The organism is Fusobacteria bacterium ZRK30, assembly GCA_024628785.1.
Taxonomy (GTDB): Bacteria; Fusobacteriota; Fusobacteriia; order Fusobacteriales; family Fusobacteriaceae; genus Psychrilyobacter.
Map to the genome: position 1 here is coordinate 261846 of CP102405.1, position 13164 is coordinate 275009.

Here is a 13164-nt window from a genome sequence, read left to right on the forward strand (position 1 = left end):
TTTCCTCCTGGATTTTTAAAAGTATTTTTTAGTCTCTATGCCGAAAAAAAGGGGCATAACAAAAGTTATACCCCTAAAAGAATTATGCGTTAAGTTGAGCTGCAACTTCTGCTGCGAAATCTTCTTCTTTCTTTTCAATTCCTTCTCCAACTTTAAATCTAGAGAATCCTTTTACTGTTATATCTCCTGCAAATTGCTCTACAGTTTCTTTATTTTCTGCTCTTACGTAAACTTGCTTAACTAAACAAGACTCTTCGTAGAACTTTCTTTCTTTACCTTTTAAGATGTTATCAATGATTTTTTCAGGTTTCCCTTCAGCTAATAATTGAACTCTTGCTATTTCCATCTCTTTCTTTAAGTCTTCAGTAGTTACTTGCTCTGGACATAAGTATCCAGGGTCCATAGCTGCTACGTGCATAGCAATTCCTTTTGCTTTTTCTACGTTTACTTCAGTAGCTTCACCAGTCATTTCGATGATAACTCCTAATTTTCCACCCATATGGTTATAAGTAGTTACGAAACCTTCAGTAGTAACAGTCTCTAATCTTCTTAAGTTCATGTTTTCACCGATCTTAGCGATTAAGTTAGTTAATAAAGTTTCGATTGTTTCTCCATTTATTTCTAATGCTTTTAACTCTTCAACAGTTTTAATACCATTTTCTAAAGCTAATTTTACAGCAGTTTTTCCGAATTGAACAAACTCATCATTTTTAGTTACGAAGTCAGTTTCAGAGTTGAATTCTAAAACTACTGCAGTTTTTGCATCTTCAGATATACCGTCGAAGATCATTCCTTCTGCTGCTACTCTTCCTGCTTTTTTAGCTGCTTTAGCCATTCCTTTTTCTCTTAGGTAATCAATTGCTGCTTCCATATTACCTTCTTTTTCTGTTAATGCTTTCTTACAGTCCATCATTCCGGCTGCTGTAATCTCTCTTAATTCTTTTACCATTTTAGCTGTGATTTTCATTTGAATCCTCCTAAAATTTATAGTTACAGTCTCAAATCGACTTTTTTATTATTGTATATATACATATTAATACAAGAAGAATTGAGTACAAAAGTACTCAATTCTATTTTTGTATTTAATTACTTAGTTTCAGCTGGTGCTGCTTCCATACCTTTTCTACCTTCGATGATTGCGTTAGCCATGATAGTAGACATTAATGTTACTGATCTGATAGCGTCATCATTTGCAGGGATTGGGAATGTGATAGGATCTGGATCAACGTTTGAGTCAACCATTGCGATTACAGGTATTCCTAATTTGTTAGCTTCTTCAACAGCTAAGAATTCTTTCTTAACGTCTACTACGAAGATTGCTTTAGGAGCTGCTTTCATATCTTTGATTCCACCTAAGTTCTTGTCTAATTTTACTAATTCTTTTCTTAACATAGAAGCTTCTTTCTTTGTGTAAGCTGCATCTAAAGTTCCATCTGCATCTAATGCTTCTAATTCTTTTAATCTAGCGATTCTAGTTTTGATTGTTTGGTAGTTAGTCATCATTCCACCTAACCATCTGTTGTTTACATAGTACATTCCTGCTCTTTCAGCTTGTACTTTTACAGCTTCTTGAGCTTGCTTTTTAGTTCCAACGAATAATACGTCTCCACCGTCAGCTGCTACGTCTCTGATTACGTTATATGCAACTTCGATCATCTTTAAAGATTTGTGTAAATCTAATACGTGGATTCCGTTTCTTTCTGTGAAGATATATTTCCCCATCTTTGGATTCCATCTCTTAGCTTGATGCCCGAAATGTGCTCCTGCTTCTAATAATTGTTTCATAGTTACTACTGCCATTTTTGTGTTCCTCCTTGAATATTTGTATTTGGTTTTTAAACTTCCGTTAAGCTCGAAACTAGGAGACCAATATAAACTGGCACCTTCCCTAGAAATACCTAACGTGTTAAATAGCTACTAATGATATCATTTTTGTAAGAAAAAGTCAATCTTTTTCAATCAACTAAAGTGAGTAAATTATTACCGTTTATCCATTTTTAATTTTATGATGCTTATGATATAATTATTAAAGTAAAAAATTAAAGGAGTTCAATTATGACAACCAATATCAACAGTTTAGAACAAAACAAAAATATTTTCAAATCAGGAGTAACCTATCTTACCAAGGTATTAAATGGTATGGCTTTGGGACTTTTTTCATCCCTTATAATTGGTCTTATCTTAAAACAAATCGGGGTTTATACAGGGCTTAATTTCCTGTCTCACTATGGGCAGATAGCCCAATGGATGATGGGTCCCGCTATTGGTGCAGGAGTAGCCTATAGTTTAAAAGTTCACCCTTTGGCCATATTTTCTGCCATTATTTGTGGTGCTTTAGGAGCCGGTACTATCACTGCTGCTGGCGGGATAACTATAGGGGAACCTGTAGGAGCGTTTATAGCTTCCCTTGTAGGAGCCGAAGTTGGTCGATTGATAAGCGGTAAAACCAAATTTGATATCCTCCTAATTCCTTCTTTAACCATTATTTCTGGTGGACTTGCAGCCAGCTTAGTTTCACCTTTTATGGTGGATTTTATGAAAGAAGTCGGGATATTTATAAATACACTTACCACCCTTCACCCTATTCCTATGGGAATTACTCTTTCAGTGGTAATGGGAATCATCCTAACTCTGCCTATCTCTAGTGCTGCTATCTCAATTTCTTTGGGATTATCAGGGATTGCAGCTGGTGCTGCTACAGTCGGATGTGCCACTCATATGGTCGGATTTGCAGTTTCCAGCTATAGGGAAAATAAGGTTGGAGGATTGGTCTCTCAAGGATTAGGAACCTCTATGCTGCAAGTTCCTAATGTTATAAAAAAACCTATTGTTGCTCTACCTGTTGTCCTTACTTCTGCTATTTTAGGACCCCTAGCAACCACTGTATTTCAAATGAGAAATAATTCAATTGGTGCAGGAATGGGAACTTCCGGATTGGTTGGGCAGATAGGTACCTTTAAAACCATGGGTACAGATGGAGTCTTAGGAATTTTACTCCTCCACTTTGTTCTTCCAGGAGTTTTAACTTATTTTATAAGTGAATTTATGAGAAAAAAGAACTGGATTAAATACGGAGATCTGCAGCTTTAAATAAATAAAAAAGACTTATTCATCATAACGAATAAGTCTTTTTTTTATATTACATAGTATCTTCTGGCTATTAATCTATTTTCTTCCTCACTCACGAAAATTAGATTCACTTCATAATCTTTAGATTTCACCTGATTTTTTACTAAATCTATTATCTTTTGGAAATATTCATCAAAAAATCCACCTTCAGATTTTAAAATCAACTTATTTATCTCTGCAATATTTTTACCTATAAGTCTCACTACTCCGCTTTTCTCAAATAAATTCACCTCAACTTCACAATTTATTGGTTCCCCTCCATTAGGTATTTGAGAATGACTAGCAATAAAAACTTTTTCGATTTCTTTCTCCATAATATTCATCTTGATTAGAGTAGAGATGTCCATAGAATAAATCGATATTCCTACCATCATCATTAAAATTACCAAATTTATTTTTTTCATTTCTCCCCCCTATGTCCATTTTTTCTAATTATATATATCCCTTTTATCTTACTCTTGATTATCACATATCTTAAATTAATTCTAATACTTTTCTCGTTTTTTTTCCACTAAAAATAATAACACTTTACTCTTAATTCCCTCTTAAAATATATTCATCTTTTATATGAAAATGTAGTATAATAGATATATATAATACCGTTATTTTTTTTAAATGGATACCCTGAGTTTCTGTTTTTATTAATTTTAAGGGCATTCATAACATTATTTAAATACAAGGAGATGATATACCATGGAAAAAATTCTTATCGTTGAAGATGATAACAGCCTTTCACAACTATTGGAATTCCAACTGAAATATGCTCATTACGATACCGTTATTACCCCTAGGGGAGAAGAAGCAATCAAATTAATAAAAGAATACGATTACAACTTAATTATTTTAGATATTATGCTCTTAGATGGAAGTGGAATTGACGTCTGCAAGGAGATCAGAACTTTTTCTGAAGTTCCTGTGATTATGCTGACAGCTAAAGACAGCATCAATGATAAGATCTCTGCCTTTGATGCTGGAGCCGATGATTACCTGACAAAGCCATTTGAATTCGCCGAACTTTTAGCTAGAATAAAGGCTAATACTAAAAAATCTAAAAATTCTAAACCTAAAATCCTTACTCATAAAGGTATAACTATATTTTTAGATACATATAGAGCTGAAAGAGATGGAGTAGAATTAAATTTAACAAAAAAAGAATTAAAAATATTACAACTTTTATTGGAGAATAAAGGAAAAGTAATCAGTAAGGAAGAGATTATAAACAAATTATGGCAAGGTTTCTATGAAGAAAACAATAATATTGTATCAGTGTATATCAACTACCTTAGAAATAAAGTAGACAAGGATTTTTCTGAAAAACTAATTGAAAATGTTAGAGGTATCGGATATATAATAAGGTAATTTATGGATAAAAACATATCTATTAAACGTACTGTAATTACCTCCTACCTATCATCTATGCTGATTATTTTAATCTCTATCCATGTAGTGATCATTGTAGTATTTTTAAATTGGGAAAATAGGAGAATTAAATCCGAAATAAATAAAACCTCCCTTATCGTTCACAAAGAACTGCAAACGGTTAAACACTTAAATAAAGCTTCAACTATCAAGTTGATCAATAAAAAAATAGCTGAATTTGCTATAACCCAGGGAAGTCAGCCTTCCTTACATATTAATTTAATATATGAAAACATTTTTTTTTCCACCGAATCAAATGAATCTATTCATGATTTTAACAAAGAATTGGGAAAATTTCAGTATGTATTAAATAATAAAAATGCCTTAATTTTAAAGAATTTGTTATTAAAGTTCGGAGATCAGAAGATCTATCTTCAAATATATTCCGATTCAGATGAAGTAAAAAACGATACTATAGCTCTTATGAATTCTCTTTTCTTTTCTAGTATTTTTATTATAATGATCTCCCTTGGGGTAGTGAGAAAGATCGACAAGATCATCCAATCTCCCATACATGAGATCACTAAGACTGTAAAAAAAATTAATAGACATGATCTGAGTGAAAGAATCACCATTATAAATCCAAATAATGAACTGGGAAAACTCTCAATAGTTATAAATGAGATGATCGATCGACTGGACATATCATTTAAATCTCAAAATAAATTTATTTCCAATGCATCCCATGAACTCAGAACACCCTTAGCAGTAATCAAAGGTTATACGGATCTTTTAAATGCCGGGGCGAAATCCGATCCTGTTATGGTTGATCGGGGTATTGCGGAAATTTTAACAGAAGTCAGCAATATGGAAAACCTGTTAAAAAAACTTCTTTTTTTAGCTCGTAAAGAGAATAAAATGTTAAAGAATAACATTGTTCCATTTGAAATTTCTGGTTTAATCAAGGAGCTCGTGGAAAAACAACAACTTATAGATAAAGATCATAATTATAAAATTATACGAAATAAAATATCTATTTTAAATATTGATAAAGATCTGATCCTTCAAGCATTGAGGGAGCTCTTAAAAAATAGTTCTAAATATACACTTGAAAATCGTGAGATTTCCGTCGATTCATTTCATAGGAGGAAATATCACTATATAGTAATCAAAGATCAGGGGAAAGGAATTCCAAAAGAAAACTTAAAACATGTTTTCGAAAGATTCTATATTCAGGATGAAAGTCGAAATAGGCAAAAAAACAGTTTCGGCTTGGGTCTTTCCACTGTAAAGGACATTGTCAAACTACATAACGGAAATATCTATATTGAAAGTGAGTTCAATAAGGGAACCACTGTAACCATAGAACTCCTAAAATCCGTTTAAAAAAAGAGGAGAGATGATAATTCATCTCTCCTCTTTTTTTATATTTTCTAATAATTTAAATTCTATTTCCCTATCTTTTCTCTCAAAAATTCTATTTTTTCTTTAACAGCTTCATCTCTTGGATCAATTTCATAGGCAGCTATATATTCCTTTACCGCTCTTTTTAAACGTCCCATTCTCTCATATTTTATAGCAAATTCTACATGAGCATCATAGATGTCAAAGTCTAAAAATATCGCTAGATCATAGGCTCTTATAGCATCTACTATCCTTCCTATTCTTGAATAAGCATTCCCCAATAAAAAATACACAAACGGAGCTTCCGGGTCTATATCTAAAGCCTTATTAAAAAGCTCTATAGCCTCTAAAAAACCATCCTTTTCATAGTAAAGATACCCCATATATGCCATATACTCTGCATTTTCCGGATCTAATTCCAATACTTTTTTATAAACTTCTATGGCATCATCTGTTTTTTTTTGGAAACAAAGTATTGCTCCTAATTCCTTTAATGCCATACGATCATTTGGATTAAAAATCAGTTCTGATCTAAGATCTACTCTTCTCTCATCCAGGTTTTCCATCTCATTAATTTCCATAAATATTGCTGTTCTTAACATCTCTCTCTCTCCCCCCTGATTCTAAAAAAAAGTATCACAACTCCTTATTCTACTGTTACAGATTTAGCTAAATTTCTAGGTTTATCTACATCTACACCTCTATTTACAGCTGCATAATATGATAATATCTGCAATGGTATAACATTTATTACCGGTGAAAATAATTCGTCTATTTCTGGTATATAGATAACTTCATCTGATATACCTGATATTTCTGTATCTCCTACAGTTGCTACCGTCAATACTTTTCCACCTCTAGCTCTTACTTCCTCAATATTCGATTTAACCTTATCATATGTATCACTTTTTGTGGCTATTGCTATCAATGGACATTCTTCATTTATAAGTGCTATAGGACCATGCTTCAATTCTCCTGATTGGTAACCCTCTGCATGGATATATGAGATTTCCTTCAATTTCAAAGCACCCTCATAAGCTATTGCCGTATTTATATTTCTACCTATGAATATACTAGATGCTACATCATCTAATATTGCTGCTTTTTCCTTGATATCATCTTCTATTTCTAATATTTTTTCTACAATATTTGGTAATTTTCTTAAATTTTCAATTATATATCTTCTTCTCTCTACATCTAATATATTTTTCTTTTCACCTAGATATAAAGTCAGAATATAAAGTGCTACTAATTGTGATACAAATGCTTTAGTAGAAGCCACTCCTATCTCTAAACCTGCATTGGTATATACCGTTCCATCTGCTTCCCTGGATATAGTACTTCCCATTACATTGATTATTCCGATTGCCTTAGCTCCACTTTTTTTAGCTTCTCTCAGCCCTGCCAATGTGTCTGCTGTTTCTCCAGATTGAGATATCAATATCACCAAGTCTGTTTCAGCAATTATTGGGTTTTTATATCTAAATTCAGAAGCTACCTCTACTTCAACCGGTATCCTTAACTCCTGCTCTATCATATATTTTCCTACTAAAGCAGCATGATAAGATGTCCCACAGGCTACCATATGAATCTTAGTTATATTTTCTAACTCCTCTTCTGATAATGTGATCTCATCTATGACAGCGCTATCCCCCTTTATCTTTCCATTTAAGGTCTCTGTAATAACCTTTGGCTGTTCATGGATTTCTTTTAGGGTAAAGTGATCGTACCCGCCTTTTTCAGCAGCTTCTAACGACCATTCTATCTTTGTTTCTTTTGTTGATTTTTCATTTTTATCTAAATCCCATATCTTTATCTCATCTTTTTTTAATGAAGCTACATCTCCATCTTCTAAAAATATTACTTTATCGGTATATTCCAGGATTGCCGGTACATCTGAGGCTATATATTTTTCCTCTGCTCCTAATCCTATAACTAATGGTGACCCCTTTCTAGCTGCTACCAATAGATCAGGCTGGTCCGATGAAATTACTCCTATTGCATAGGCACCATCTAAGATCGGCAATATTTTAAATACAGATTCTAATAGATCTCCAGTATAGTTATCCTCTAATAAGTGAACGATAACTTCTGTATCGGTATCAGATAAAAATTTATAACCTTTATTTTTCAAGTCTTCCCTCAATTCTGCATAGTTCTCTATTATCCCATTATGTACGATAGATAGTTTATTATCCTGTGAATTGTGAGGATGGGAGTTTCTGGTGCTAGGTACCCCATGAGTAGCCCACCTGGTATGTCCTATACCTACATGACCTAAAATCTCTTTATCTTTTATTATTTCACCTAAATTTGCTAATTTTCCTACTGATTTAAATGTTTTCATGAGCCCGTCGTCGCTTAAAATTGAGATACCAGCTGAATCATATCCTCTATATTCCAATTTTGATAACCCGCTATATAAGACTTCCTTTGGTTCTTTATTTCCTATGTACCCTACAATTCCACACATTTTTTACTTCCTCCTAAAATATTTGATTTCAAATGTTCGTTTAGATCTATCGATCTAAAGGGTTATATTTTAAAAGAAAATAGCCACTAGAAGATTTTTGTAATAACCGTCACCGATTATTTTTGTTCCTTCTTTAGGTTGTGACAACCTCTAGGGTACCCGCCGATTTTCGATTTTCCCTAGCCCTCGTCAACTCCTGGTTAAAAACCCTATTAAAGGTTGAGAACTCATTCAGAAGTTCAGGCGCTTTTATATTTTTTTACTTTCTTTTAATTTCCCTATAACCTATTGTATAAAAAAAATAGAAACTATGTCAACTAACAATCCATTGATTTACATTTTAAAAAACACATAAAATCCAAAAAAACTATTTTTTTCACAATTTAATGGCATTATACTACCTTTTTGTACTATTTAAAAGTTAAATATTAATTAATTTTAATCTTTCAATAATTCTCATTCTATTAAAAAAAGCTACTCAATTGAGTAGCTTTTAAACATTTTTTATAATGCTGCTTTTGCAGTTTCTGCTAATTTAGCAAATTCTGCTGCATTGTTTACAGCTAAGTCAGCTAAAACTTTTCTATCTAAAACGATTCCAGCTTTCTTTAATCCGTTCATGAATTTAGAATACGTTACTTCGTTTAATCTCGCAGCAGCGTTTATTCTTATGATCCATAATTGTCTCATTTTTCTCTTTCTAACTTTTCTATCTCTTGTAGAGAAAGCTTCTGCTCTCATTACAGCTTGGTTAGCTTGCTTGAATACGTCACCAGACGCACCTCTAAATCCTTTAGCTCTCTTTAATATTTTCTTATGTCTTTTTCTTCTAATAACACCAGTTTTTACTCTTGACATTGCTTGTTCCTCCTATCTCAAAAATTTGCTTAACATCTATTTAAAGATTATAATTATCTTCCAACTTTACCTGTAGGTAATAATCTTACCATCATTCTAGCAGCACCTTTAGGTAATACCATATCTTTGTTTAAAGATCTCTTTCTCTTAGTCTTTTTCTTAGTTAAGATATGACTCATTCCTGATTTCTTAGTGATATATTTTCCTGTTCCAGTTACTTTTACTCTCTTAGCAGTTCCCTTGTGAGTTTTCATTTTAGGCATAATAAATATCCTCCTTTCAATTTTATGTTTATTTTTTTAATGGTGATAACATGATAAACTTTTGCGGTCCACCATATTTTTTATCAACAATAGCTTCATCTTTAAAAATTTCAGCTACTTCATCAAGTTTTTTTATTCCTAGCGCAGCATGCATTCTCTCTCTACCAAATAACATAAGACTAGCTTTTACTTTGTGTTCCTTTTCAATGAACTTTCTAATCTTTCCTATTTTAGTTTCAAAATCATGTACATCTATTCTAGCTTTAAACTTAATTTCTTTAACTACAACTTGCTTTTGATTTTTCTTAGCTTCCTTAGCTTTCCTAGCCTGCTCATACTTGTACTTTCCGTAGTCCATAATCTTACACACAGGTGGTTTAGCTGTAGGTGAAACTTCTACTAAATCAAGTTTTCTTTCTCCTGCAATACTCAACGCTTCTCTTGAAGTCATTACTCCTAATTGCTCTCCATCATCCGATATTACCCTTACTTCTCTAGCTCTAATTCTTTCATTGATTCTAGTTTTGTTAGAAATAATAGTCACCTCCAAAATTATATAAAAAAAACAGGACATGATAACACGCCCTGTAAAAGTTATTCCTAAAATTAAATTTTCATTTAATTTGTAACTCATTCACATTTTTAATTCGTAACCTGATGCATCTAACTTGATCCTAAGATCTAAACTCTTGTTTAGTGATGATAAGGTGAGAAACGGGCGTCTCTTCTTTTCATATATATTTAATTTTTTATTTTACAAGACATAATATCACAAAAAAGATATAATGTCAACTATTTTTATGGCGTACCTAAGAGGAGTCGAACCCCTAACCTTCTGGTCCGTAGCCAGACGCTCTATCCAATTGAGCTATAGGTACGCATATTGAGTAAAAAAAAAGCGGTTACAACCGACTTTGATTTTATATGGCGGAGAATGAGGGATTTGAACCCTCGGTACCCGGTTAAGGGTACACTCCCTTAGCAGGGGAGCGGATTCGACCACTCTCCCAATTCTCCGTATATGGCGATGAGACTGGGACTCGAACCCAGACCCCTTGCGGGTTCACCGGTTTTCAAGACCGGCTCCTTAGCCAGTTCGGACATCTCACCACTCGACAAGGACTATACTATCATATATATATATGATGGTCAACACTTTTTTCATATTTTTTTATGAATTTTATATTTTTTTCTATTTTTAAAACTAAAACGATATTAAATGTAACGATTGTGTAGAAAATCCACGACTAATCTGATTTTTTTTGAAAAAAATGAATCTAATTATTTTATCTTTAAAAGAGGAATAATTATAATATAATTTTAAAAAATTTGAAAAATTAAAATTATGAAGTTAAGCTGTATATATAACACAACTTTTTATGGATTACTATTTTACATCATGATAGCCTTTAAAAAGTTGTTTTTTTTATATAAGTCAAAGGAGGGAGTCCTATGAAAAAAATCAAGATCTTTGCAGCAATTATAATATCAGTACAACTCTTTATATTCATCGTATTATGGTTTCTATCATATGATCACGTATATAATCTAGCACACACAATAAATTCTATTTTTGTTCTTGTCACCGGACTTTTAATAGTAAAATATATTATTAAAATAAATAAAAAAATAATTTCAGAAGAAAATGTCTCCAACACTTTATTAAACTTATCTCTCGATGGTATATATATAGAAAATGAAAAAGGAGAAATCCTTCAATGTAATAAAAGTGGACATGAAATATTTGGGTATACAAAAAAAGAGATGCTGAGCCTCAGTATAAGAGATCTGGTGCCAGAAGAGTTCGCCAAGGAAATTCCAAAAGTTATACCCGATAATATGGCCACAGGAGATCTCTACCTAGAGAGGATCAATAAGAAAAAAAATGGAGAACTCTTCCCTACAGAAATAAATTCAAAATACATCTATATAAACGGTAAAAAAAGACTTATTGTGTTTGTAAGAGATATAACCGTTAGAAAGCAGATGGAAGATGACCTTAGAGAGATGTCTATAAAAGATGAACTTACAAAAACCTACAACAGGAGATATATCATGAAAAAACTAAAAGATGAATTTTTCTTCTCCAAGATAAATAAATCTACTTTTTCTATTGCCCTGCTGGATATAGATAATTTTAAAAGAGTAAATGATAATTTTGGACATCTTTTCGGTGACGAGGTTCTCATAAAATTTTCAAATACTATCCAAAAAAACCTAAGAAAAAATGATTATCTAGGAAGGATAGGAGGGGAGGAATTTATAATTATTTTCTGCAATACATTACTCATCGAAGGTTATGAAATTCTTTTTAGGATAAAAGAAAAATTAAGTTCAATATCGTGGGGAGAAAATGACTTTTCCGTAACTTTTAGTGCTGGATTATTTGAAGTCCCACACAACAAAATAGATGAACATAATAGTGAAAAAACTATAAAATTAATTGATGATCTCATGTATAAGGCTAAGGAATGTGGCAAAAACTGTATAATTACCCCAACCAAAATTCATAACAAACTCTTGTAGTTAACTACTTCATTCTAACCCTTAAATATACCCACTAATTTTTTCAACTCCTCAAAAATTAAAAATCATAAAATAACCTCTTATTCTTAACTTCAACACCTTTTAGCCTTACCAAAAATAAATATATTTAGTATTTTATGAAATATATGGTATAATAATAGGTAGCATTTGGCAAATATAGTGGCGTATTTTGAATTTAACGAGGAGATAACAATGAGTAAAGTAACAATAAACAATGAAATAATGGAAGAGGTAACACCTAAACAATCAATAATCAAGATGGGAAAAAGACAAAAATTAACTGTTAATAACATCTCAACTATCGGAGCTTACCTTGATGCTGAAACTGGAAACACAGATGACAATGTCTTGTTGCCAAACAATCAGATAGAAGGAAAAAACATCCAAGAGGGAGACGTTGTAGACGTATTCATATATAGAGATTCTGAAGATAGATTAATAGCTACATTTGAAGCTAGTTTCGCTGTAGCTGGAACCATGGCAAAGTTGAAAGTTGTAGACATAGCTCCATTCGGTGCATTTTTAGATTGGGGATTATCTAAAGACCTTCTTTTACCAAAGGGTCAGGAGGAATGCAGAGTAGAGATCGGAAAAACTTATTTAGTAGGATTATTCGAGGATAAAAAAGGCAGAGTTTCTGCTACTATGAACGTATATAAGTTCTTATTACCTAACTTTGACTTAGAAAAAAATGAATTGGTAGTAGGTACAGTATATAGAGTAGTTCCTGAGATCGGTATATTTGTAGCTATAGAAGATAGATATTACGGACTTATTCCTAACAACGAATTCTTTGGTAACTATAAAGTAGGAGATGAAATAGAAGCTCGTGTAATCAGAACTAGAGAAGATGGAAAAGTTGACCTTAGTCCTAGATTACTGGCTCATGTACAGATGGATAAGGACGCTTCTATGATCTTAGAGAGTATTCAGACTAACTACCATAAAAAATTAACTATCAGTGATAAGAGTTCTCCTGAAGATATCAAAAGAGAATTTGGACTCAGTAAAAAAGCTTTTAAAAGAGCTATCGGTGGACTATTAAAAAACAGACTTATTGAAAAAACTGAAGCTGGTTTCAAATTAACTGAAGCTGGAAAAAACCATAAGTAAGGTATAAAAAAGGGAAAA

General features: G+C 32.2%; 13 protein-coding genes and 3 tRNA genes. 5 read left to right on the forward strand and 11 right to left on the reverse strand.

The window, feature by feature from the left end:
- Positions 1-82: 82 nt before the first annotated feature.
- The gene (gene tsf / locus NRK67_06235; protein ID UUV19104.1) at positions 83-967 is read right to left on the reverse strand and encodes a translation elongation factor Ts; all 885 of its coding nucleotides are present in this window, start codon (positions 965-967) and stop codon (positions 83-85) included.
- A 119-nt stretch (positions 968-1086) separates the two neighbouring features.
- Entirely contained in the window at positions 1087-1800 is a 714-nt protein-coding gene (gene rpsB / locus NRK67_06240) for a 30S ribosomal protein S2 (protein UUV19105.1), read from the reverse strand.
- A 255-nt stretch (positions 1801-2055) separates the two neighbouring features.
- Between rpsB and NRK67_06245 the strand changes: the two genes are divergently transcribed.
- On the forward strand, positions 2056-3090 hold the full coding sequence (locus NRK67_06245; GenBank protein UUV19106.1) for a PTS sugar transporter subunit IIC: 1035 nt from the start codon (positions 2056-2058) through the stop codon (positions 3088-3090).
- A gap of 44 nt (positions 3091-3134) precedes the next feature.
- Here the strand turns inward: NRK67_06245 and NRK67_06250 are convergent, their stop codons facing one another.
- Complete coding sequence (locus tag NRK67_06250) at positions 3135-3533, reverse strand: hypothetical protein (protein UUV19107.1); 399 nt, start codon at positions 3531-3533, stop codon at positions 3135-3137.
- 289 nt (positions 3534-3822) lie between these two features.
- Between NRK67_06250 and NRK67_06255 the strand changes: the two genes are divergently transcribed.
- Both NRK67_06255 and NRK67_06260 read left to right on the forward strand, forming a co-directional pair.
- On the forward strand, positions 3823-4488 hold the full coding sequence (locus NRK67_06255) for a response regulator transcription factor (protein ID UUV19108.1): 666 nt from the start codon (positions 3823-3825) through the stop codon (positions 4486-4488).
- A 3-nt stretch (positions 4489-4491) separates the two neighbouring features.
- On the forward strand, positions 4492-5874 hold the full coding sequence (locus NRK67_06260; GenBank protein UUV19109.1) for a HAMP domain-containing histidine kinase: 1383 nt from the start codon (positions 4492-4494) through the stop codon (positions 5872-5874).
- A 62-nt stretch (positions 5875-5936) separates the two neighbouring features.
- Here NRK67_06260 and NRK67_06265 read toward each other — a convergent pair whose 3' ends face one another.
- The 8 genes from NRK67_06265 to NRK67_06300 all read right to left on the reverse strand — a co-directional run bounded on the left by NRK67_06265 (position 5937) and on the right by NRK67_06300 (position 10596).
- The gene (locus NRK67_06265; GenBank protein UUV19110.1) at positions 5937-6494 is read right to left on the reverse strand and encodes a tetratricopeptide repeat protein; all 558 of its coding nucleotides are present in this window, start codon (positions 6492-6494) and stop codon (positions 5937-5939) included.
- Positions 6495-6538: 44 nt separating this feature from the next.
- A complete protein-coding gene (gene glmS / locus NRK67_06270; GenBank protein ID UUV19111.1) occupies positions 6539-8365 on the reverse strand; it encodes a glutamine--fructose-6-phosphate transaminase (isomerizing) in 1827 nt (608 codons plus the stop codon).
- Positions 8366-8869: 504 nt separating this feature from the next.
- A complete protein-coding gene (rplT, locus tag NRK67_06275) occupies positions 8870-9223 on the reverse strand; it encodes a 50S ribosomal protein L20 (protein UUV19112.1) in 354 nt (117 codons plus the stop codon).
- A gap of 53 nt (positions 9224-9276) precedes the next feature.
- Positions 9277-9486 carry a 50S ribosomal protein L35 gene (gene rpmI / locus NRK67_06280; GenBank protein UUV19113.1) on the reverse strand — a complete coding sequence of 70 codons (210 nt, stop codon included), beginning with the start codon at positions 9484-9486 and terminating at the stop codon, positions 9277-9279.
- Positions 9487-9514: 28 nt separating this feature from the next.
- On the reverse strand, positions 9515-10060 hold the full coding sequence (infC, locus tag NRK67_06285; protein UUV19114.1) for a translation initiation factor IF-3: 546 nt from the start codon (positions 10058-10060) through the stop codon (positions 9515-9517).
- 227 nt (positions 10061-10287) lie between these two features.
- A tRNA-Arg gene (locus NRK67_06290) sits at positions 10288-10364 on the reverse strand.
- Between the two features lie 47 nt (positions 10365-10411).
- Positions 10412-10503: transfer RNA gene (locus tag NRK67_06295), tRNA-Ser, on the reverse strand.
- A 5-nt stretch (positions 10504-10508) separates the two neighbouring features.
- Positions 10509-10596, reverse strand: a tRNA-Ser gene (locus tag NRK67_06300).
- A 342-nt stretch (positions 10597-10938) separates the two neighbouring features.
- On the opposite strand from NRK67_06300, the gene NRK67_06305 reads away from it, so the two are divergent.
- Both NRK67_06305 and NRK67_06310 read left to right on the forward strand, forming a co-directional pair.
- The gene (locus NRK67_06305) at positions 10939-12012 is read left to right on the forward strand and encodes a sensor domain-containing diguanylate cyclase (GenBank protein ID UUV19115.1); all 1074 of its coding nucleotides are present in this window, start codon (positions 10939-10941) and stop codon (positions 12010-12012) included.
- A 270-nt stretch (positions 12013-12282) separates the two neighbouring features.
- Positions 12283-13146 carry a S1-like domain-containing RNA-binding protein gene (locus NRK67_06310; protein ID UUV19890.1) on the forward strand — a complete coding sequence of 288 codons (864 nt, stop codon included), beginning with the start codon at positions 12283-12285 and terminating at the stop codon, positions 13144-13146.
- Positions 13147-13164 lie beyond the last annotated feature (18 nt).

Coding starts and splice junctions, on each gene's coding strand:
- rpmI (UUV19113.1), bottom strand. CDS start 9,486: ATGCCTAAAATGAAAACTCACAAGGGAACTGCTAAGAGAGTAAAAGTA.
- NRK67_06260 (UUV19109.1), top strand. CDS start 4,492: ATGGATAAAAACATATCTATTAAACGTACTGTAATTACCTCCTACCTA.
- tsf (UUV19104.1), bottom strand. CDS start 967: ATGAAAATCACAGCTAAAATGGTAAAAGAATTAAGAGAGATTACAGCA.
- NRK67_06255 (UUV19108.1), top strand. CDS start 3,823: ATGGAAAAAATTCTTATCGTTGAAGATGATAACAGCCTTTCACAACTA.
- NRK67_06245 (UUV19106.1), top strand. CDS start 2,056: ATGACAACCAATATCAACAGTTTAGAACAAAACAAAAATATTTTCAAA.
- NRK67_06250 (UUV19107.1), bottom strand. CDS start 3,533: ATGAAAAAAATAAATTTGGTAATTTTAATGATGATGGTAGGAATATCG.
- infC (UUV19114.1), bottom strand. CDS start 10,060: ATGTCCTGTTTTTTTTATATAATTTTGGAGGTGACTATTATTTCTAAC.
- NRK67_06305 (UUV19115.1), top strand. CDS start 10,939: ATGAAAAAAATCAAGATCTTTGCAGCAATTATAATATCAGTACAACTC.
- NRK67_06265 (UUV19110.1), bottom strand. CDS start 6,494: ATGTTAAGAACAGCAATATTTATGGAAATTAATGAGATGGAAAACCTG.
- rplT (UUV19112.1), bottom strand. CDS start 9,223: ATGTCAAGAGTAAAAACTGGTGTTATTAGAAGAAAAAGACATAAGAAA.
- glmS (UUV19111.1), bottom strand. CDS start 8,365: ATGTGTGGAATTGTAGGGTACATAGGAAATAAAGAACCAAAGGAAGTC.
- rpsB (UUV19105.1), bottom strand. CDS start 1,800: ATGGCAGTAGTAACTATGAAACAATTATTAGAAGCAGGAGCACATTTC.